The sequence below is a fragment of the Halorubrum rarum genome, from assembly GCF_048380895.1.
Classification (GTDB): Archaea; Halobacteriota; Halobacteria; order Halobacteriales; family Haloferacaceae; genus Halorubrum.
In genome coordinates this window covers 226,056-245,753 of record NZ_JBLWMN010000002.1, presented here as the reverse complement: position 1 = coordinate 245,753, position 19,698 = coordinate 226,056, and the positions used below count along the sequence as shown (strand labels likewise).

21 protein-coding genes and 2 tRNA genes are annotated in these 19,698 nt (G+C 58.2%); 12 read left to right on the top strand and 11 right to left on the bottom strand.

Annotated elements, in window-relative coordinates; translation table 11 throughout:
* The first annotated feature begins 151 nt into the window (after positions 1-151).
* The gene (locus ACNSN7_RS02905; RefSeq protein ID WP_418280517.1) at positions 152-283 is read left to right on the top strand and encodes a DUF7503 family protein; all 132 of its coding nucleotides are present in this window, start codon (positions 152-154) and stop codon (positions 281-283) included.
* On the opposite strand, the gene ACNSN7_RS02900 is transcribed toward ACNSN7_RS02905, so the two are convergent.
* Complete coding sequence (locus tag ACNSN7_RS02900; protein WP_418280516.1) at positions 280-2,394, bottom strand: caspase family protein; 2,115 nt, start codon at positions 2,392-2,394, stop codon at positions 280-282. The genes ACNSN7_RS02905 and ACNSN7_RS02900 overlap by 4 nt on opposite strands.
* Before the next feature lie 205 nt (positions 2,395-2,599).
* Here ACNSN7_RS02900 and ACNSN7_RS02895 point away from each other — a divergent pair, with 205 nt between their 5' ends.
* Both ACNSN7_RS02895 and ACNSN7_RS02890 read left to right on the top strand, forming a co-directional pair.
* On the top strand, positions 2,600-3,556 hold the full coding sequence (locus tag ACNSN7_RS02895) for a succinylglutamate desuccinylase/aspartoacylase family protein (protein ID WP_418280515.1): 957 nt from the start codon (positions 2,600-2,602) through the stop codon (positions 3,554-3,556).
* On the top strand, positions 3,556-4,767 hold the full coding sequence (locus ACNSN7_RS02890; protein WP_418280513.1) for a pyridoxal-phosphate dependent enzyme: 1,212 nt from the start codon (positions 3,556-3,558) through the stop codon (positions 4,765-4,767). Before ACNSN7_RS02895 ends, ACNSN7_RS02890 begins: the two co-directional genes overlap by 1 nt.
* A 7-nt stretch (positions 4,768-4,774) precedes the next feature.
* On the opposite strand, the gene ygfZ is transcribed toward ACNSN7_RS02890, so the two are convergent.
* The 3 genes from ygfZ to ACNSN7_RS02875 form a co-directional block, all read right to left on the bottom strand.
* Positions 4,775-5,929: a CAF17-like 4Fe-4S cluster assembly/insertion protein YgfZ gene (gene ygfZ / locus ACNSN7_RS02885; protein ID WP_418280512.1), complete on the bottom strand. Its 1,155-nt coding sequence runs from the start codon at positions 5,927-5,929 to the stop codon at positions 4,775-4,777.
* 115 nt (positions 5,930-6,044) lie between these two features.
* Entirely contained in the window at positions 6,045-6,344 is a 300-nt protein-coding gene (locus ACNSN7_RS02880; RefSeq protein ID WP_418280511.1) for a DUF6432 family protein, read from the bottom strand.
* 89 nt (positions 6,345-6,433) lie between these two features.
* Entirely contained in the window at positions 6,434-6,955 is a 522-nt protein-coding gene (locus tag ACNSN7_RS02875; protein WP_418280510.1) for an archaemetzincin family Zn-dependent metalloprotease, read from the bottom strand.
* 39 nt (positions 6,956-6,994) lie between these two features.
* On the opposite strand from ACNSN7_RS02875, the gene ACNSN7_RS02870 reads away from it, so the two are divergent.
* The 4 genes from ACNSN7_RS02870 (at position 6,995) to ACNSN7_RS02855 (ending at position 10,435) form a co-directional block, all read left to right on the top strand.
* Positions 6,995-7,459 carry a UPF0146 family protein gene (locus tag ACNSN7_RS02870; RefSeq protein WP_418280509.1) on the top strand — a complete coding sequence of 155 codons (465 nt, stop codon included), beginning with the start codon at positions 6,995-6,997 and terminating at the stop codon, positions 7,457-7,459.
* Between the two features lie 40 nt (positions 7,460-7,499).
* Positions 7,500-8,363, top strand: coding sequence for a TIGR01548 family HAD-type hydrolase (locus ACNSN7_RS02865; RefSeq protein WP_418280507.1), 864 nt, complete (start codon positions 7,500-7,502; stop codon positions 8,361-8,363).
* 125 nt (positions 8,364-8,488) lie between these two features.
* Positions 8,489-9,685: a multicopper oxidase domain-containing protein gene (locus ACNSN7_RS02860; RefSeq protein ID WP_418280505.1), complete on the top strand. Its 1,197-nt coding sequence runs from the start codon at positions 8,489-8,491 to the stop codon at positions 9,683-9,685.
* A gap of 90 nt (positions 9,686-9,775) precedes the next feature.
* Positions 9,776-10,435, top strand: coding sequence for a DUF309 domain-containing protein (locus tag ACNSN7_RS02855; RefSeq protein WP_418280504.1), 660 nt, complete (start codon positions 9,776-9,778; stop codon positions 10,433-10,435).
* A gap of 4 nt (positions 10,436-10,439) precedes the next feature.
* On the opposite strand, the gene azf is transcribed toward ACNSN7_RS02855, so the two are convergent.
* Together azf and ACNSN7_RS02845 are read right to left on the bottom strand one after the other, a co-directional pair.
* Positions 10,440-11,300, bottom strand: coding sequence for an NAD-dependent glucose-6-phosphate dehydrogenase Azf (gene azf, locus ACNSN7_RS02850; RefSeq protein WP_418280502.1), 861 nt, complete (start codon positions 11,298-11,300; stop codon positions 10,440-10,442).
* Positions 11,301-11,377: 77 nt separating this feature from the next.
* Positions 11,378-11,731 (bottom strand): cell division protein SepF, encoded by a 354-nt coding sequence (locus ACNSN7_RS02845; RefSeq protein ID WP_418280501.1) that lies wholly within the window; start codon positions 11,729-11,731, stop codon positions 11,378-11,380.
* A gap of 158 nt (positions 11,732-11,889) precedes the next feature.
* On the opposite strand from ACNSN7_RS02845, the gene ACNSN7_RS02840 reads away from it, so the two are divergent.
* The 4 genes from ACNSN7_RS02840 (at position 11,890) to ACNSN7_RS02825 (ending at position 14,598) form a co-directional block, all read left to right on the top strand.
* A tRNA-Pro gene (locus ACNSN7_RS02840) sits at positions 11,890-11,960 on the top strand.
* A 322-nt stretch (positions 11,961-12,282) separates the two neighbouring features.
* Positions 12,283-13,422 (top strand): group I intron-associated PD-(D/E)XK endonuclease, encoded by a 1,140-nt coding sequence (locus ACNSN7_RS02835; RefSeq protein WP_418280499.1) that lies wholly within the window; start codon positions 12,283-12,285, stop codon positions 13,420-13,422.
* Positions 13,423-13,521: 99 nt separating this feature from the next.
* Positions 13,522-13,595, top strand: a tRNA-Phe gene (locus ACNSN7_RS02830).
* 280 nt (positions 13,596-13,875) lie between these two features.
* Positions 13,876-14,598 (top strand): 3'-5' exonuclease family protein, encoded by a 723-nt coding sequence (locus ACNSN7_RS02825; RefSeq protein ID WP_418280498.1) that lies wholly within the window; start codon positions 13,876-13,878, stop codon positions 14,596-14,598.
* Here ACNSN7_RS02825 and ACNSN7_RS02820 read toward each other — a convergent pair.
* Both ACNSN7_RS02820 and ACNSN7_RS02815 read right to left on the bottom strand, forming a co-directional pair.
* Positions 14,593-14,949, bottom strand: a complete 357-nt coding sequence (locus ACNSN7_RS02820; RefSeq protein WP_418280496.1) for a hypothetical protein — start codon at positions 14,947-14,949, stop codon at positions 14,593-14,595. The two genes, ACNSN7_RS02825 and ACNSN7_RS02820, sit on opposite strands and share 6 nt — an antisense overlap.
* Before the next feature lie 59 nt (positions 14,950-15,008).
* Positions 15,009-15,293 carry a hypothetical protein gene (locus ACNSN7_RS02815; protein ID WP_418280495.1) on the bottom strand — a complete coding sequence of 95 codons (285 nt, stop codon included), beginning with the start codon at positions 15,291-15,293 and terminating at the stop codon, positions 15,009-15,011.
* 190 nt (positions 15,294-15,483) lie between these two features.
* On the opposite strand from ACNSN7_RS02815, the gene ACNSN7_RS02810 reads away from it, so the two are divergent.
* On the top strand, positions 15,484-15,909 hold the full coding sequence (locus tag ACNSN7_RS02810; protein ID WP_418280493.1) for a DUF6884 domain-containing protein: 426 nt from the start codon (positions 15,484-15,486) through the stop codon (positions 15,907-15,909).
* Here the strand turns inward: ACNSN7_RS02810 and ACNSN7_RS02805 are convergent.
* From ACNSN7_RS02805 to ACNSN7_RS02795, 3 genes are read right to left on the bottom strand one after another with little or no spacing between them, the layout of a single operon-like run.
* Positions 15,906-16,619 (bottom strand): GIY-YIG domain-containing protein, encoded by a 714-nt coding sequence (locus ACNSN7_RS02805; RefSeq protein WP_418280491.1) that lies wholly within the window; start codon positions 16,617-16,619, stop codon positions 15,906-15,908. The two genes, ACNSN7_RS02810 and ACNSN7_RS02805, sit on opposite strands and share 4 nt — an antisense overlap.
* Before the next feature lie 15 nt (positions 16,620-16,634).
* Positions 16,635-18,056, bottom strand: coding sequence for a hypothetical protein (locus tag ACNSN7_RS02800; protein ID WP_418280490.1), 1,422 nt, complete (start codon positions 18,054-18,056; stop codon positions 16,635-16,637).
* Positions 18,053-19,333, bottom strand: a complete 1,281-nt coding sequence (locus ACNSN7_RS02795) for a hypothetical protein (RefSeq protein WP_418280489.1) — start codon at positions 19,331-19,333, stop codon at positions 18,053-18,055. The genes ACNSN7_RS02800 and ACNSN7_RS02795 overlap by 4 nt, the downstream gene beginning before the upstream one ends.
* Positions 19,334-19,698: the final 365 nt, after the last annotated feature.

Genomic DNA, 19,698 nt, shown 5'->3' with positions numbered 1-19,698 from the left:
CCTCGGTGTCACCGTGTCCGACGTCAAACGGGAGGAATACGGGTCCTACGCGCCTCTGCTGGTTATTTTTGTAATAAATTTAATTAGAATATGATAGATATATCAGTTATCATTAGACTCAGCTTATTTTCACCCTCCGATCTAAGGAAATATGCAACAAACCGTTGCAGAATACGTGGCAGAGCACCCGAAAATGGCTGGCGTCCTGTTCACCGCACTGCTGGTGTTGTCGCAGGCGGCCCCGGCGGCGGCGAACGCGGCATCGATCACGAACGGCCCCTAATTAACGATAAACTCGTCGCTCCAGCGTAACTCACCCTCGAAGAAGATCGGCAGCATCTCGAGTGCACAGAACTGAGAGAAATCCTCCGAAGAGACCGAACTGGCGGTTATTTTCGACGGGATGTAGTAGTGCTCGTCGACCGTAGACGTGTTCAGCGTGCCCAACGATCCGTTCCCGTACGGGCCGTTCGGAAACATATCTACTGCGATGTCCCATCGGTCATCTCCCGCTCGATCGAGAGAGACGACCAGCGCTCCGCCGCTTCTGCTCTGACACACGGTCGTACCGCCGTCCCCAATGACGATGTACTGTTGTCCGGTGATCAGTTCCTGTTTGGCGACGTACAGCGCTGTGCGCAGATTGAATCCGCCGTTCATCAGTCGAGCGACGATTCGACCGAGTCGGGTTGCCGGCGAGTTCGCGACGTCGGTCAGCGTGACGATGCCGCCGCGACTCCCGCGGTGTATCAGCGCTTCCCCCTGTTCGTATGACTGACAGGCGTTCAGTAGGAACGCGCTCACCCCGACATCGAGGCTCTCGGCCGTGAGATCCAGAAAACTATCAGCACACTGCATACCTCTCTCGTCCACGTGGCCGATGTAGTGAAGGAAGTCCACGTCCGATTCCAACACCGCCCGCATCTCCGCACGCGAGAGATCGTACTTAACTTCGATATCGAACTGGACGATGTCACGAAGACCGTACAGGTCCGCCACGTTCCCCTCCTCACGCATCTGCTCGTCATTACACACGACCGTCACGGAGATCCGTGACTGCTCGATCGAACCGACATCCAATCGACGACGGTAGGCATCCGGGGTCGCTTTGTTCGCACCGATCGGGACCCCGTGGCCGATCCACGCGTGTTCGACCGTGTCGACCGGTTCCGGTCGAACGAGATCAACGTCGTCGGGCATGAACGCGTGGCTCGCTCTCGAATCGGTCCCGCGGAACGAGTCGTCGACGCTCGCAGCGTCGGCTCCTCCTCGGAGAACTCCGGCGCGGTCGGGAGCGCGTGACCGAAGGAATCCCGACACGCCGTCGGACTCGGAGTCCCCGTGTCGCTCCACCGTTTCGGGGGACCGAACCAGGGAGAGCTCCGCGGCGACGAACGGAAGCATCTCGACGTTCTCGGAGTCCGGTCTCACGTCGGTCGTCAGCGTCCACTGCGGGAGCTCGGGCTCGATCCGATCGAAGGGGACGTCGAGGTACTTCCCGAGCCGTCCGGCGATAGGAAGTTCGTACAGCCACCCCCAGTCGAGATCGAGATCGGTGGTTGCCCGTTCGTGGAGATCGACCTGAAAGAACCCCTCGGTCCGTGTGATACAGTCGAGATGAAACGTCTGCCGGAGCACCTGCCCGGCGATCCGTTCGAGGTCCGGTTCCAGCGGGAACTCCCAACCGTCTCCTTCCAGTCGCGGCGCGGAACCGGGGACGATCTCCGCTGCGAGGTAGTACGCGAGCGGAACGACGGGGTAGAGGGAGCGAAACTCCGGCGGCACGACGATCCGGACACCGCTGTCCGGCGGTTCGACGTGCTCCGGAATCCGAAGTTCCGACCCGAGTTCAAGCAGAGGGGGATGTCCGCGCAACGTCGGAAACGAACGCTCGGGACTCGTGGTGTGGAGGGCCGACCCGAAACACGACACCGCCTCGAACATCGAGTTCGGGTCCGGTGGTGTCGTTATCGTTCCCGCCGGTTGCTCGTTAAACGACCGAAACCCGACGGCGAGGGACACACGGTCGGCGATTCGAATGTGTGTCGATTCTGCAGCGGTCGCGACCGAGACGCCACCGTCGACGCGAAGATACGTCTTCGTTGGCGTTGACGGGACCTCGAGATGGTAGGTACTCCGATCCAGTTCCATCTCGGACCCTTCCGCGACCACTTGGCCATCGGCACCATGCGCGATAACGCTCGCCACTCGTGGAACGACGACCTCCTCCACATCGAGCCGAACCGAGGTGTCGACCGGGAAGTAGTGGTCGTCCTCGTCGCCGGGGCGGAGATCGACCGGGCGGTCGGTGTACAGTTTGAACTGCGTGTTCTCGATGTGGTCGGTGACGGAGATCCCGTCGTCGTCTCGTAACGGTTCGATGTCGATGCTCATGGAGAATGGAGAGTGGTTGGTTGCGGATCGGTCGAGTTCGTTCCCATGCGTACCACCCTCACGGTACCGTGTCGATAGTTGACCGAACCCGGCGATAAAGGTTGCGTCGGGTCGCTACCACGGACCGAACGGTCGAGCGGTGGTCGGCGCGTGGAGAGCGTTACGGACCGAACCGATAAAGAGGTCGACGACCCAGTGTCCCACAATGATCACGCTGGGAACTGCGAGTGCGGCTCCGGGGGAAACCGACACCGGCCGCCTCGAAGTCGGCGAGACGCGCGACGGAACGCCGGTCCGGCTCCCGGTCGCCGTGATACACGGTACGGGAGACGGCGAGACGCTGTACCTTCAGGCGGTCAGCGACGGCGACGAACTCAACGGGCTCGGCGTGATCAACCGTGTCGTCCCGCGGATCGATCCCGAGGAGCTGTCCGGGTCGGTGCTCGTCGTCGGGATCGTGAACTACTTCGGCTTTCAGGTCGCCGAACACCGGAACCCCATCGACGACCGAAAGATGAATCGCGGCTATCCGGGCGACGAGAACGGCACGACGAGCGAACGGATCGCACACGAGACGTTCCAGGTCGCCAAGCGTGCGGACCTCGTCCTCGATCTCCATCAGGGGTCGACGAGCCGGATGATAAACGAAACGCGAGTCCGATGCGGCACCCGCCACCGACTTCACGGCGACTGTCTCACGCTCGCGAAGGTGTTCGGCTGTGGTCACGTTCTCGATATGAAGGGGCCGGACGGACAGCTCGCGCGGGTCGCCCCCGACGAGGGGATCCCGACGGTCGACCCCGAACTCGGCGGCTGCGTCGGCTGGGACGAGGAGTCGATCCGGTACGGCGTCGAGGGCGTGTTCAACGTGCTCCGTTACTACGGGTTCCTCGACGGTGAGGTCGACGTCGACACGCAGACGCGTGCACGCGGCTTCGACCAGTACGGATCGCCGGCGGGCGGACTCGTCCGATTCGAGCGCGAGCTCGGCGAGCGGGTCGCCGCGGGCGACGCCCTCTTCGAGGTCACCGACACGTTCGGGGAGCTGAAAGGACGCGTGACGGCCGACAGCGACGGGGTGTTCTGGCGAACCCGGCGGCTGCCACAGGTCGCGGCCGGGGAGTACGTCTGCTCGGTCGGCACCCAGGTGGACCGATACTGATGACGCGAAACGACGAGCGCGCCGACCGCGACCGCCGAGCGCGCACGGAACCGTCCCGGTCCGGCGTGAGTCCGCTCCGCTGTCCCGCCTGTGGCGCTCGATTCACCGATCGGTGGCGCTGCTCGTGCGGTCGCCCGCTCGTCCTCGCCGAGACGCCGATCCTGGACGACGCCCCGCCGGACCCGGCCGCGTTCGATACGCGGGACGGCCTGTGGTCGTTCGACGAGTTCATCGCCGTCGGTACCGATCCGGCGGACCGAGTGAGCCTCGGCGAGGGAGTCACGCCGCTCGTTGACGCCGCCGAGTGGGACGCCGCGTTCAAACTGGAGTACGTCTTTCCGACCGGCTCGTTCAAGGATAGGGGTGCGACGACGACGCTCACCCGGGCCAGCGAGCTGGGCGTCGAGCGCGTCGTCGAGGACTCCTCGGGAAACGCGGGCGCGGCGATCGCCACGTACGCTGCCCGCGCCGGGATCGAGGCCGAGATCTACGTTCCCGCCGACGTCAAAGACGCGAAGCTCCGGGCGATAGAGCGCACCGGCGCGAAGGCGGTCCGGGTCGAGGGAACGCGAGCCGACGTCACCGAGGCGTGCCTCGCCGCGGTCGGTACGTCGACCGAGGACGGTCACGGAGCCGCCGGCGGAGCCGACACCGACGGGTCGGCGTGGTACGCCAGTCACGCGTGGAACCCCGCCTTCTTCGAGGGGACGGCGACGATCGCGTACGAACTCGCGCTCCAGCGCGACTGGACGGCTCCCGACGCGGTCGTCTGTCCGCTCGGCCACGGAACGCTGTTTCTCGGGCTGTACTGGGGATTCCGCCGCCTCTACCGAGCCGGCTGGATCGACGAGCTACCGCGGCTGCTCGGCGCGCAGGCCGCGGGAGTCGCACCGATCGTTCGCGAGCTCCACGGAGGCGACGCGGCGGATCCGACCGGCGTCGCCGACACGGCGGCCGACGGGATCCGGATCGCCGACCCGGTTCGGATCGACGGGATCCGCGAGGCGATAGCCGACAGCGACGGCGACGCCATCGCCGTGACGGCGGCGGCGCTCGAGCGTGCGCTCGACCGACTTCACGCCGCCGGGTTCTACATCGAGCCGACGTCTGCGGTCGCGCCCGCCGCCCTCCGTGCGTACCGCGATCGGGGGGTCCTCGACGCGGATGACGACGTGGTCGTCCCGCTGACCGGGAGCGGACTGAAAACGTAGTCCCCCGCTATCGTGCCGACGGATACGTCGGAAGCCGAGCGGACCGGGCGCTCCCCTCGACGAACGGTAGGTCGGTTCGGGTCGCGACCGTCTCCTCGCCGTCGAGTCGGACGGCGTACCCGTCTCCGTCAGCCTCGAACGCGACGAACGCGAGCGCGATCGGATCGCCGGTCGCCGGGCCGACGACGGCGCGGGTCACCTCACCGATCGCCTCGTCGCCGTCGAAGACGGCCGCACCGGGAGACGGGAGGCGGTCGTCGATCCCCGCAGGGTCCGCGTTCCCGTCGACGTCCGCGACCGCATCGACGAGTCCGTCGAGTGTGAGCCCCACGAGTCGCCGACTCGGTCGTCCCTGGTTCTCCACGCGGGAGACGACCTCCTGTCCGACGTAACACCCCTTCTCGAAGTCGAGCGCGTTGCGGATCCCGGCGACGTTCGGCACCGTTCCCGCCAGTTCGTACTCGAACAGCGGCGTCCCCGCCTCCGCGGTCAGCGCGTCCCACGTCCGGTAGCCGAACGGGGCGGCGTTGAGCCCGCGGTTGAGCAGCGTGTCGAACAGGTCGGGGGCGTCGGCTGCCGCACAGACGATCTCGTACCCCTCCTCGCCGAGCGGGTTGTCGGTCGCGATCACGGTGACGCCGGCGTCGACCATCGATCCGCGGACGAACGAGAGCGGTTTCTCGGGTGCACCGGCACCGTTGAGAACCGACGCGACCTTCTCGGTCGACTTGGGACCGTGGACGCCGAACACGCCGAACTCCTCGGAGGCGTCGCGTATCTCGACGTCCTGGATGAACACCTTACTCGACCAGTCGTCGAGCACGGCCTCGGCCCGCTCCGGGGGACAGAACACGAGGAGTCGCTCGCCGGCGTTGTACACGTACATGTCCGTCTCGATGCCGCCCTGCGGGTCGAGGAGGAGCACGTACGCGCCCTGTCCGTCCGTTTCGGGGACCCGGTTGGAGACGGCGTTGTCGACGAACTCGACTCGGTCGTCGCCCGTCACGGCGAGTATGCCGTAGCCCATCTCTATCGCGCCGACGACCTTTCGGACGGCCTGTCCCACGCGCTCGGGTTTCCCGTAGTGATCGACGACCTCTCGGCCGCCACGATCCCTGTAGGTCGCGCCGTGGTCCGAGTGTGCGTCGGAAACGAGAGTCATACCGAGAGGAGTCGCGGCAGCGCTAAAAGGTCGCTGGAAGCGGTCCCATACGCGTTGACGTTGCCACGAACTCACAGTTCGAACGTCACGAACTCACAGTCCGAACGTCACGAACTCACAGTCCGAACCGCTCGCGGATGACGTCGATCAGGCTCCGCTCGGTTCGGCCGCCGTCCGCTTCGGGGTTCGGGACGACGCGATCGTGTGGGTACACGCGGACGCGGTCGTCGCTCTCGACGGTGATGAGCGAGTCCGCTTTCAGTTCGGCGAGCGCGTCCTCGATCGCGTCGATATCGGCGTCGACGGCTGCACGAAGCTCCAACACCGTCATCCCCTCGCCACTGCGGTCGACGAGTGCATCGAGCAGCGCGACCTCAACGTCGGGTCGGTCGCGGTACTCCGGCTTCGCGGCCATGGTCGGGGTATGGAACGGGGAGGGTTTACGTCTACCGGCGGTCGGAACGAGCGGGCACTCGGTCGGGGATGGACGACGTCACCGCCGTGTCAGTGGACGAGCCGAGAACAGGATCCACAGAGGTTCTCCTCTTTGACGTCGACCTCACGGACGGTCGGGGAAAACGACATCACGCATTTGGAGTTGTCACAGTGTTCCAACCCGATCGTGTGGCCGACCTCGTGAACCACCTCCTTGCGGACGCGGTCGGCGAAAACGTCCGCCGTGGACTTCGTCGAGATCCCGCCGTCGGAGGAGGTCTGTAGGCGGTGCGTGGAGATCACCGAGCCGCTCCCGTTGAGGTACGCGAGCCCGAACACGTAGTTTCGGCGGCGGTAGTACAGGTCACGCGGCGTGATGCCGATGTTCTTCTCGCCGCTTCCGACCCGGCTGACCGTCTCGATGAGTTCCTCTGCGCGGTACTGGCCGCGCCCCTCGTCGTAGGCGGTTTCGGGGACGGACTGGTCGTCGTGGACCGTGACGTCACAGTCGTACACCGACCGCAGCGCGCTGGAGGCCTCCCGCTTTACGCGCGGGGAGACCTCCCCGACGGGAACGATGTCCACGAGCATAGAACCGCTTTTGACCCCGGAACGCATAAACCCCGCGCCGTGTCTCCATCGGACGCTCCGTCCATCGTCGACGAACTCGCCGCGTTCGACCGTCTCCTCGAGGTCGGCATCGGACGCCGACCGGACGTCGCCCGAGCGCTGGCGGACCGCGCGTGCGACGTGATCGCGATCGACGTCGACGAGGCGGCCCTCGCCACACACGACGGCCCCTACCGAACCGGTCGCGGCGACGTCGTCGCGCTCGCGGAGGCGGTCGATCCTCTGGCGACGCTTCCGGTCGACTCGGACGACGCCGGGTTCGATGCGGTGTACGGACTGAACCTTCCGGCGGAACTGCAGCGCCCGACCGTCGAAACCGCGCGGCGACTCGATGCGGCGTGTGCGTTCACGACGCTCGGCTTCGAGGAGCCCGTCGTTCCGGTCCGACGCCGATCTCTCACCGAAGGGACGCTGTACGTCGCACGCCAGCGAGACGGGGACGACCCGAGACGCTCCCGGCCGTGACCCGGAACGTTCTTTCCGCTCCCCGTCGGCGAACGCGTATATGCAGGTCGATGCAGTCGTTCTCGACATCGACGGCGTGTTGGTCGACGTCGCGGACTCCTATCGGCGAGCGATCATCGAGTCGATCGACCGCGTGTGCGGTCGGACGATACGGCGGGACGCGATCCAGTCGTTCAAGGACGCCGGCGGGTTCAACAACGATTGGGAGCTGACGTACGCCGGGGCGCTGTACGTGTTGGCCGGTCGCGAGGGACTTCGCATGGAGGTCGACGAGTTCACCGATCGGATCGCCGCCGACGGTGGCGGGCTGGACGCCGCCAAGCGAGTGGTCGCGGACCTTCCGAGCGTGTCACAGGCTCGCGTCCGCGATCAGTGGGACACCGATCGGCTCCACGACGTCTTTCAGGCGCTGTACCTCGGCGAGGAACTGTACCGCGAGCTCGAAGGGGGGGACCCGCCGATCGAGGCGGACGGCTACATCCACGACGAGCCGGTGTTGATCGAGCCGTCGACGATCGAGTCACTGACTGACCGGTTCGACGTCGGCGTACTGACCGGTCGGCCGGCGGCCGAAGCCGACATCGCCTTGGAGCGGGTCGGCCTCGACGTCCCGGACGACCACCGGTTCACCATGGACGACTGGGAGGAGGGGAAACCGCACCCGCGAGCGCTCGTGACCCTCGCGGAGCGATTCGACGCCGACAGGGTCGCGTTCGCGGGCGACACGCTCGACGACGTTCGAACTGCCCGACACGCGGACGCGGCGGATCCGACCCGCGTGTACTACGGGGTCGGCGTGTTGACCGGCGGCCTGACCGGGACGGACGGACGGCGGGCGTTCGAGACGGTCAACGCCGATGCCGTCGTCGCCGACGTCAACGAGCTTCTCGCGCTGCTGACGTGAGATCGGTGCCCCGTGCCGATACCGTTCACCGAGAGTGAACGGGGGCCGAACATGTTCGAGTGAATTCTCGATCGTTCGGATTCGCCGCTCGGTTTTGATGTCCGTAGCGGATAGCGTAACACGTCATGGCGAAACAGCACTCGAACGGCGACCGGTTCGTCTCTCGGCGACGGCTGCTCTCGGCGCTCGGCGTTGCCGGGGCGACGGCGGTCGCGGGATGTGGCGCACCTCGATCGGGGAGCGCGGATGCCGCCGCGTCGGACGCGACCGGGGGAACCGAACCCGAGGGTACGGACGGCGACGCGTGGGACGGCGATTCGACGACGGTCGAGACCGATCACCCGTACACGTCGCCGCCGGAGGTCGTCGACCTCGACGCGCGCGACGGTGCGGTAACGCTCTCGACGGAGCCGTGTCGTCACCAGCTGTTGAGCGAGGCGGCCGGCGGCGGCCCGTGGGAGCTGCCGGAGGTGTGGGGCTGGCAAACGGCCGACGGTGATCCGAGCGTTCCCGGTCCACTCCTCCGCGTGACGGAGGGGACGGATCTGGAGCTCACCTACGACAACACCCAACACAACCGCCCGCACACGTTCCACGTTCACGCGTTGAAGAAGAACTGGATGGACGACGGTGCGCCGACGACGACCGGCCAGCAGGTCGCCCCCGGCGAGGAGTACACCTACGAGATCACGGCGAACGTGCCGGGAACTCACCTGTATCACTGCCACTTCCAGACGCAGAACCATCTCGATTTAGGGATGTACGGGATCTTGCGCGTCGACCCCGTCGACTACGAGCCGCCGGACAAGGAGTTCTTCATGACGATCAAAGACTGGGACACTCGCCTCTCGGCGTCGACGGCGGGCGGCGACGTCGAGTTCAGTCACCGCGACCGAAACCCCGACGCGTTCACCGTCAACGGCCGAGCCGCACCGTACAGCTTCCATCCCGAGGCGGGGTCGCCGATGGTCGTCGAGGCGGGCGATCGCGTGCGGATCCACATCACCAACAACGGGTACGAGTCGCACTCGATGCACACCCACAACCATCGATTCGAGGTCGTCGAGAAGGACGGCGGCGTCATCCCCGAGAACGCCCGTCACAAGGAGGACGTCACGAGCCTCGCACCCGCCGAGCGCAAGACCCTGGAGTTCACCGCGGACGCGGATCCGGGTATCTACGCGATGCATTGCCACAAGGTGAACCACGTGATGAACGGCGACAGTTATCCGGGCGGAATGCTCACGGGGATCGTGTACGAGGACGCGCTCGACTCCGACCAGTTCGCCGATCTGATGGATAAAGCCGGATACGAGAGCTGACGTCCCTGCTCGGGACCTCCTCGCCTTGCTCCGTGCCGTTCCAGTCGGTCCGACGGACGCGCTTTTCTCGCCGCGCCGCCAACGACCCGTATGAGCGATCCGACCACGGACCCGATCGACCACGACACGGGTTCCCCGTCGATCGACGTCGCGCTCCGGTCCGGGATCGCGCTGTTCAACGAGGGATATCCGCTCGCGGCACACGAACCGTGGGAGGCGGCGTGGCTCCCGCTCGACCGCGGGGGCGACGAGCGCTTGCTCCACGGGCTGATACAGGTCGCGGCCGCGACCCACCACGCACGCACGGGAAACCGATCCGGTGCGATCGGCTGTGCGGAGGGTGCGCTCGACTATCTCGACGGCCTCGGACCGGAGTACCGGGGACTCGCGCTCGATCCGATCCGGTCGTGGTGTCGGCGGATCGCGACTGATCCCACCTCGGTCGGTCGCTCCGACACCCCCTCGTTTCGGGTCGACGGCGTCGTCGTCGGATTCGATGATCTGGACCTCGACGCGACGCTCGCGACCGCTCCCGCACTCGCGGAGGCGATCGACGTCGCGGACGAAGCGCCGTTGGAATCGGCCGTCGCGCTCGCTCGCGAGGAGCGCGGCACCGGGCGAACCCGGTTCGCCGAACTCCTGATCGCGTTCCTCCGGAACGCCGACGCGCGGCCGCAGATCGTCGCGCGGATCGGTGACCACGTCGACCGCGCCGAGCGGAAACGACGGGACGTCGACGACCTCTTTTAATCGATCAGACGCCGTCGGTGGGGGGATCCGCGGAGACGTCCGAGGTGTCGTCGGTGTCGGTCCCGATCTCGTCGCCATCGAGCTCCGCTTTCGGGACGCCCTCGAAGGTGTACTCCGCCGAGTTATCCATCGGATCGTAGCCGAGCACGTCGCGAGCGCGGTCGATCGAGTAGTACTTGCGGTCGTTATCGGAGATGCCGTACACGATCTCGAATCCGTACTCCGCCTGCAGACAGCGGTCGAACAGGTGCGCGCAGTCACGGTGGGAGAGCCACATCGCCTGTCCGCGTTCGTACTCGCGCGGCGGGTGGTCCTTGGTGAGGTTACCGATCCGGACGCAGACGACGTTCATTCCGTGTTCGTCGTGGTACATGCGGCCGAGGAACTCGCCGGTCGCCTTCGAGACGCCGTAGAGGTTTCCGGGACGGGGGAGTTCGGTTCCGTCGAGCCGATAGTCGTCGTCCGTCCGGTACATTCCGGGCGTGCGCTCGTCGGTCTCGTAGCCGCCGACGGCGTGGTTCGAGGAGGCGAACGCCAGTTTCTCGACGCCCGCGTCGACGGCGGCCCGCATCACGACCTGCGTCCCGTCGATGTTGTTCCGGAGCACGGAGTCCCACGGTGCGGTCTTTCGGGGGTCGCCCGCGAGATGGATCACCGCACCGACGCCGGCCATCGCCGCCGCGACGGCGCGTTCGTCGGTGATGTCCGCGACGTACAGGTCGGCGTCGGTGACGCCGTCGGGGACCTTCGCGGCCGGGATCGGCTCGCGATCGAGAAGTCGCCACTCGTAGTCGTCGCCGATCCCTCGGAGGATGGCCTGGCCCACCCGTCCGCCCGCGCCCGTGAGAAGCACCGGCTCGTCCATTCAACCGAACGTGGGGGCGTAAGCGGCATATATCGCACGGTTCACCCCCGAACGCCGTTCGCGGCGTCGAGCGTGCTCTACGAGAGCTTCTGTCGCGAGATCTTGACGCCCGTCGGCGTCAAGACGAGCTGGTCGTCGCCCTTCTGGACGATGTCGCCGTCGACCTCCTGGGCGACCTGGCGCAGTTCGTCGATGATGTGTTCGATCGTCCGATCCGACGTCGAGTGGCGGGTGATGTCGGCGATGACGAAGTCGCCGTCGTACACCGCGTCCTTGATCGGGATCACGTCGCTCTGGTCGCCGATCTCCGCGATGTGTACTGACATACCCGTCTCCGCGCTGGCCTCGGCGAAGTCGTCGATGTCGAGCTCGACGTAGTCGTCGACCGACCTGCTCGCTCCCCCGCCGAGGATCTTGCTCATGATGCCCATACACAGTACAGCCGGGATTGGACATTAGTTCTTACGTCAGACGTACTCCCCCCGGTCGACGTCGACGACCGCGCTCCCGGCAGTCCGTCGACCGACGCACGACGCCGGTCACGGTCGAACGAAACGCTTTACCCCGTCATCCGGGTACGTACGTGTGCGGGGCCGTGGGGTAGTGGTATCCTCGCTGCCTTGGGTGCAGTGGACCTGAGTTCGACTCTCAGCGGCCCCATCCGTTTTACTCTTCGTACTCACAGACGACACGGACTAGCTCTTCGTACAGCTCCGGATGGTGTTGACGAAGAATTCGCACGTCAGTTCGTAGTTCATCGTTGATCCTGTTCCGGACTCTAGAGACCGCCTGATACCGTTTCGACCCGCCTTCATCAGAGCGAAAGTATTCCCGTTCCGTTTGTGTGAGGAGCGCGCGAGTGCGAGCCATGCGAGAACATTTCTCGGTGATCGGCATCCATCTACCGCTCCATTACGGCACATTTGCAAATACACAAATATACATGCCACGGTAACAAAAGTAATATTGACTCATTCAACCCATGGACTCTCATAGACGTGGCGATCTCACGGAGCAGATCGTGATCACGGAACTGAAACGGTGTGGTGTCGCTGTGTCGACGCCTATCGGCGATAACGAACGCTACGATGTCGTCATTGAGCAGCCATCCGGAAACCTGCTACGCGCACAGATCAAGACCGGTCGACTTCGTGACGGTGTGGTTCGATTTAAAGGAGTAAGTCAACACACGAACGCGTCCGGGCACGTGTATGAGCAATACGGGGACGATATCGACTGTTTCCTCGTGTACTGCTACAATACAGAAGAGATCTACCTCATCAAGGCATCCGAGGTCGGCTCGTCGATGCACCTCCGCGTTGACGAGCCGTCACAAGAAACGAGCCAAGTGAACTGGGCTGGTGAGTATCGTTTCGATGCTCAGTGGCCTCTCGAAAAGAACGAAGAGACATCGACACCAGAATCACACATCGTTAAGCGACTCGAACGAACCGAGTCGAAGGTGTTCGTTGACCCGGATGGAGACCGATCGATGCTCGCTGTGAGTCACGATCCCGACAGCGAGATGCGACGCGTCCAGATCGAAACAGGTTGGGTGGTTGACGGCCGAATCCGGTTTTCAGCGTCGGAACCTGCAGACTATCATCTCATCCACTGTTCGGAACTCGAAGAACTGTTCGCAGTGCACGCTGACGAGTTCGATGATTCGATCTCGCTTCGGATCGAGGGCAATGAACGCAAATCGGCCCGGACGAACAGCGCAGCAGAATACGTCCTCGAAAACAACTGGCCGCCAGTTATCGATCCTGGCTCAGTCAACCCAGTAGCGCGAGTCATCACTCGACTCGAAGACGAAGGATACGACCCGCACAAGAGTTCAGACGAACACGGTGATCGAACTGTCGTCGTCTCTCATAGCGGAAGGGAGTCTCACATCCACTGTGAATCGTCGTGGATCAACGACGGGTGTCTTCGATTCAATGTAAGCCGAGAGCAGGTCGATTATCATGCCACTCCTCATCCGGAGACCGGTGAGCTATATTTGGTCCCAACAGGGTCGTTCGGTGGGTCAGTTTCGCTTCGAATTGAACCACCCGGAAAAGATGATCCGCGGATCAACTACGCCGACGAGTTCCGTTTCAGCCAGGTATGGCCTCCGTAGCCGTACTGCGTTTCTATTATCAGAGTAAATTATACCAACAGATCCGTCCGCCGCCTTTCGAAATCCTTTTGGTTCGATTCGGCCTTGGTCGAGATGCGAGCCGCCTTAGCTCAGACTGGGAGAGCACTCGACTGAAGATCGAGCTGTCCCCGGTTCAAATCCGGGAGGCGGCATGAAATTCTCACACGTTCCCTATTGACCGTACAGCGTGGGGATTACCCCGTATATTGGCCCTTTTTCGACGCGAGATTTGAACCGGTTCATCATCGCACCCTTCGCCCTCTGGTGCTTCGTTAGATTGGACGCGTGGTAGTTAGTTAAATTCTTCGACACTTCTGACGAAGAATCGACCGACGTAGGCCGACTCACCTGTTAGGAGTGAGCGCGCGCGACGATACAGAGCCTATCACAGACCGAACTCTGATAATTTGATAGGGGTGAAGAATCTACTCAATGACAACCGTGTCGGAAGATGCTCATCTCCTCGCTATCGATATCGAGACAGCAAGCCCCCGTGAATCTCCAGGCAAAGGCGATTTTCAGGACACATCATACTTCGAACTCGTGGCGGTGGGGCTGGGATATCAGCCTGGCCCGGACGAGACAATAGAAACAGAGGTGCTCTTCCGCCAAGGTGGATGGGAAACCGAGGCGACCAGTGACCTCTTACAACGAGTCGATAGCTGGTGTGCTAAACGAAAGGCGGATGGCATCATCACTTACAACGGTGAATACTTCGACAAACAACATCTGATAGAGTGGGGACAAGACCTGACCAAAACGAAGGTCTGGCCAGAAGCAGGCCCCCGAATTGAGCGCCTGTTCTCTGACCACATTGACCTGATGCCGCTTGCCGTCGAACACTACGAAGATAGACTCAACTCGTGGCAGACCAGAATCAACCTCGAAAAAGTCTGTGAATGGGAGGGCATCGATATCCCAGAAACATACTACGACGATTACGACCTCGGACGACTACTCAGGGACCCAGCAATTGACTCGCCCTCTGTCACGAATGTCCATATTGGGGAGGTTCTTGGAGAGGCATACGTCGAGCATCATATACAGAAACGTACTGATTCAAAGCGATTCCATGAATTGGAGCGTCTTCTCCGGCACTACACCCAAGCAGATATCGAACCGCTGTTTCAACTCGCGCGTCGGTTCAACTCATAAATCAAATTGAGGGAAGTCAGATCGATTTAGTCTCATATAATTCTGACCAATATAATCAAATATCTCATCATCAATGCTAACATCACCAGCGGCTATTTTGACATCTATAAGATGGTTTATATATAACTCCCTTGGACCCACATCCGATGGGCTGTCAATACTCCTCGCTATAGCTGGCTCTCCAAAGAAGCCTTCAAAGAAGCGAGTGAAAAACTCTGTGAACGATATTTCATAATACTTTTGGAATTTTCCACCCCATCCCCCATCATAGTATACTGGACGTGCTGGATATACGTTTATACCTGATTTCGTATAATGGAAAATATAGGATTCTCCTGTTCTTGAAAGCATTTTAAAGCATTGCAATGGCAATTCACCGTCATAGTTTGTGTCTTTCTTTGCTTGGGCTATCAGACCAGATTCGACAAAAATGTCGGGTGTGTAAAGCTGAAACCGAATACCAATATCCGCACCGGTCTTTTTTCTTTAGTTTTTGTATACGGCTCCGAATATATCTCAATAGTGTCGTTATTTCTTGATGACTCATTGAGTTTATCAGCAAGAGCGAGAGCAAGATATCCGTTTAGAGAGCCTTCATCGGGAGGGGTCTCGCTGGAATAGTGCGTAGTTATCGTATCTTCAACACTTTCAACTGGGTCAATTAGAGTTTCACTTATTTTGTGATTATTGAACATAGTCACGGTTTTCTATTGGTGATATTTATTGTTTGATACTGTATTGACGGAATGGGTAATGTTAGCTACGGTGTACTTGTCCGCTAAAACACCCACTCTGGAAGGTGGTATTTTCTCCCCTGTTAGCAGATGCTCGTGTCGTCAGCCAAGAAAAGCATTTGACCTGAGCGACTCCATTTCTGCTTACATCATGGAAATTGGCCTGGTAAGTTGCACGAGGAGCAAACGAGAGCAACCAACAAAGCCCGCTGACCTGTACATGGAATCCTCGCTCTTCGCAAAGGCCCGTGAGTACGTCGAGTTGAATCACGACGCTTGGTACATCCTCTCCGCAAAACACCATCTGCTCGACCCTGACGGGCCGCCTATCGAACCATACGACGAAACACTGAGTGGGGCACTGGTGGAGAGAAAACGCGATTGGGCGCATACTATCTATGGTGAGTTACAGGAAGAAGGTCTGCTTTCCCAAGATAATCGTCTGGTCTTCCACGCTGGGAGAGCCTACACGGATGAGTTACTCCCTTTACTGGACGATTCTCCTGTTACGGTCGAAACACCCACTGACGGGCTTCAGATTGGTGAGACACTCGCTTGGTACAACGAACGACTTTAATCAAGTTCCGGGGTACCGTCGATATAGTTGGCCAGGGTGTCCAAGAACTCTGGTCTATATGATTCTTCGACATGGTTGATATTCCACAGTCCAGACTCTCGTATTTCGGGAACCTGGCTGTATTGCCCAAGCCATTCTTCGTCTCTTGGGTCGATTGATTCACCTCCAATGTTACTGACCAACGCAATAGTATTACGCTCGATGTAGGCACGGTCGCTCTCTGGACTTGGTTCGTCGTCTACGTCTACCCAAAGGAACGGTAAGTCTCGAAGATACTCGCTGACTCGCCGTTCCATCTCTAATTCTTCTAACCGAAATTCACGTGCGGCACTCGACCCGACGCCCCACTTTGGATACTCTTCATTCTGTTCGTCCCGTTCAATAAGTGCTTCACCAACACGTTTTCTGAATACGGAACCCCGATGATTGCCCCCGCCCTCATAGGTGCCGCGCTTCGCCCCTCGATGTGTTCGCAACCTGTCCCAGAGCGAGGTACTACTTCCTTTAGAGACGGCATGGGTTCCAATACGAGTTAACCGTAATTGACCGGTGGATTCTCTGGTTTCGCTTGGGTGGAAAAAGAAATAGATACCTCGGTCAGGCCAGTCCATTCGACCGTGACAGTTCTTGAGTTTTCGCTTACTCTCTACTGATTCCTCTAACTTATTGAATAGTTGATATAAAATATCGAGGTCTTCCTGTCGTGACATTGTTTGTACCTTGTTCTACCCAGAACCAATATTAAAATGGAATTTCAAATATTCCAAGTGCTCTGTTTTATCAAACTCATATGTTTCTCTTCCCTGTGTGTCTAAGTAATCAAATATATTCTGTATATCTCCCGCACCCATATGTACAGCATCACAGTCAGTATCAGCAATTACTTCGGGGTCGTTTTCGTGCTTTGCGGGCGACGTAAGATATTCATGCAATGCTTCCTCAAATTTCGATTTTTTATTATGGACATTTGACTCGTTTTTAAGCATTAGTTCAGCCAATAATAATAGGGATTCTAACTCAAAATAACTGATACAACCATTCCAATCGGAGTCTGTAGGGAGATTTTGTTCGTGGATGAACTCAGCAAGTCTTGTGATACTTGTTTCAGCAATACCTGGCGAGAATAGAGTTATACCTAAAATTTCGTCGTATACCGGTTCTGCCTTTTGCTTTTCTTGGAGTTGAGACAAATGACGAAAAATTTTGCTATATTCATCGGAAAGGTTAGTCTCCGTATTTTTTGTCAAATCTACGAACTTGGCATCCCACATATAGAGTGCGTCGTTACCTTTCCAGTTCAGAGTGAAAGTCCCATCTGGTACCCCTGTACCTGGTTCTGTTCCACCGTATATGTAGGATGTCCCAATAACGTATGTGAGAATATTATTAACACAGTGTTCAAAATCGTCCCACCCCATCTCACAAAGAGAAGATTCGTCTCGGCACTTTTGTATACTAAGTGTAGCTTTTCGCTGTATGTCTGAGAACCGTGGCCACTCAACCAACTCGGAAAATGCATCGGCCAAACTATTCTCTATCTCATTATTCATTTCATCGAGCAATTCACCAAGCGTAAAATATGGCAAACCGAACCGGTCAAATTCGTCAGTCAGTGCTAATCCATCGTCAACAAGTATATTTACAGTTGGCCTATCATAGATACGAATCCACTCGATAGTTGAACGGCTAATCTGTCGGGGTATTATTTGAACAAGTATTTCGCCCTCGTTATTCTCTACTTCAATTACAGTCTCTATAGTTTCACCACAGTATGTGAGCCCATTATCTTTTTTTGTGCCGCTGGCACCAAGCGTATTTCTAAATCTATCTCTGACAAAAATGTAGATTTTATCATGATTAAGTACTAATCCGTGCCTTTCATAGACGCTTTTCTGTGATAGATAGGCTTCTCTACGGCACTCGGGACATTCATATATTTCCGTATCATCTTCAATTTCTATTTCACCTTCACACGACTTATCCGGCACTGAGTAGTAATCTTCGTCATCTGGATTCACACATTCAATGTATTTTTTAGTATATACAGTACAAATATTGTGCTCATCTTCTAATCTCTTAGCAGTTTCAAGCTGTCTGCCAGATAAATTAGATTTTCCCTCCCTGAGAATCCTATCAGAAATCGTCATGATTTCTGGAATAGGATATCGACTTCCATATGTTCCCGAATTTTATTCTCAAATTCAATCTGGTCGTCTTCTTCCGGTAATTTCACTTCATACTGGAAAACCCATTTATTGTCTGTCTCTTTTGGTATTAGCGTCCAGTCCCTACCGCTATACCTGAAAGTGACTCTCTTAACGTCATCTGGCTGCTCAAGTAGATTTACATCCCTTTCTTCAAACCAGTCAAGAGTCTCACCCAACCCTTGCTCGGTTTCGAGTTCAATATTAGGATTGTTCGGTAAATCGGCCCCGTCAACAGCTATTGCTTTAAGAATCAAATCGGTGTTTTCAGCTGTTGTTCTCGTATTTTCGATTGCCGCCTCAAACTGGTCATAGTCTACTCCTACATCAGGAGATTCAAACCTTCTATTTTCTAACTCATTCGCATCTGTATTTTCTCCTATCACCTCATCTTCTTCAAGCTCTTTCTCATATTGGGACCTAATTGCTTGATTAACCCCATTTAGTGCTGTACTTGCCCGAGAGCTTTGTTCTGAATATATGTGTAGCTCTTGGTCATCAAAGACTAAAACGAGGAACTCAGCAGGTTCTTCTTGAAGATTTTCCTCTACTTGGCGTTCCACAGCATCCGTGAGGTCTCTTTTAATAAGGAAATAAAACTGTCCTTCGTGTTCGAATTTATACCAGTGTTCATATTCATTAGCAGTTTGTTTCTCAAGATAATCAACAACCTTGTCAATATCTAATTCATCAATGTTGTCCAGCCCTTCTTTTGATTCTGTAACTAATTGAGGTTTCGGTCTATAACAGGCTTGCAACCCGAGAATGTCCTTTAGTCTATTTGGCTGGAAAACCTGAATCATTCCAACTTTGGCGTTCTTTGTGCCAGAACTGCTAACTTCATCGTAGATATCCTCAAAGTCATCGGTGTTAATCTCGGACTCAATACTGTCAAAAACAGAGTCTACAAAATCAGGATTTTTACCCTGAGAAAACATGAAAACACAGAGAACATTTTTCAACCAATTAACTTCATGGTCCTCTATATCGGAGACAATATCCTCAAGTTTGTAGTGTAAATCTTCGAAATTATTGCCATCGATAAGCGTCCAATATGTTTTTAACAAATCTTTGCTAATTCTATATTTCTCAACATGTCTATCGAACTCGTCTCGGTACTGAGAATCCCAATCTCGTTCGATTAGGCCGTATGGAACCTCAAGGTCCACCCAGTAATTCTCGGAAAAGTCCAGTGTAGGTAACTGCTGGGTTTGTGCCATGTTATGAAGGACAACATATTCATGGGTAATTAATGTATGTTCTTAGATGTAGCTCATCGGGGTTTATTTTTCTTTGATATGATATTATGGGGTGGGGCGACTTCTATGTTTAATAGTGGTAGAGACCAGTCGGTGGCTGAAGAACACTCCCACGAGAATTGCTTCGTCAGCCCCGTTAGTTCCAGGGTCTACCTTCTCGGGACAGCACTTCATGCACCACGTTCGCCGGGGCGTCCATCCACCCTTGTCGTACCATGTCACATACATCCCGGCCTTCTCTCCATGCTGACGTGGTTTGTCAGAACTGTGGACACCGAGAAGATGCCCGTAATATGACGACTGGGACAGAGGATAGAAGCGAGCGA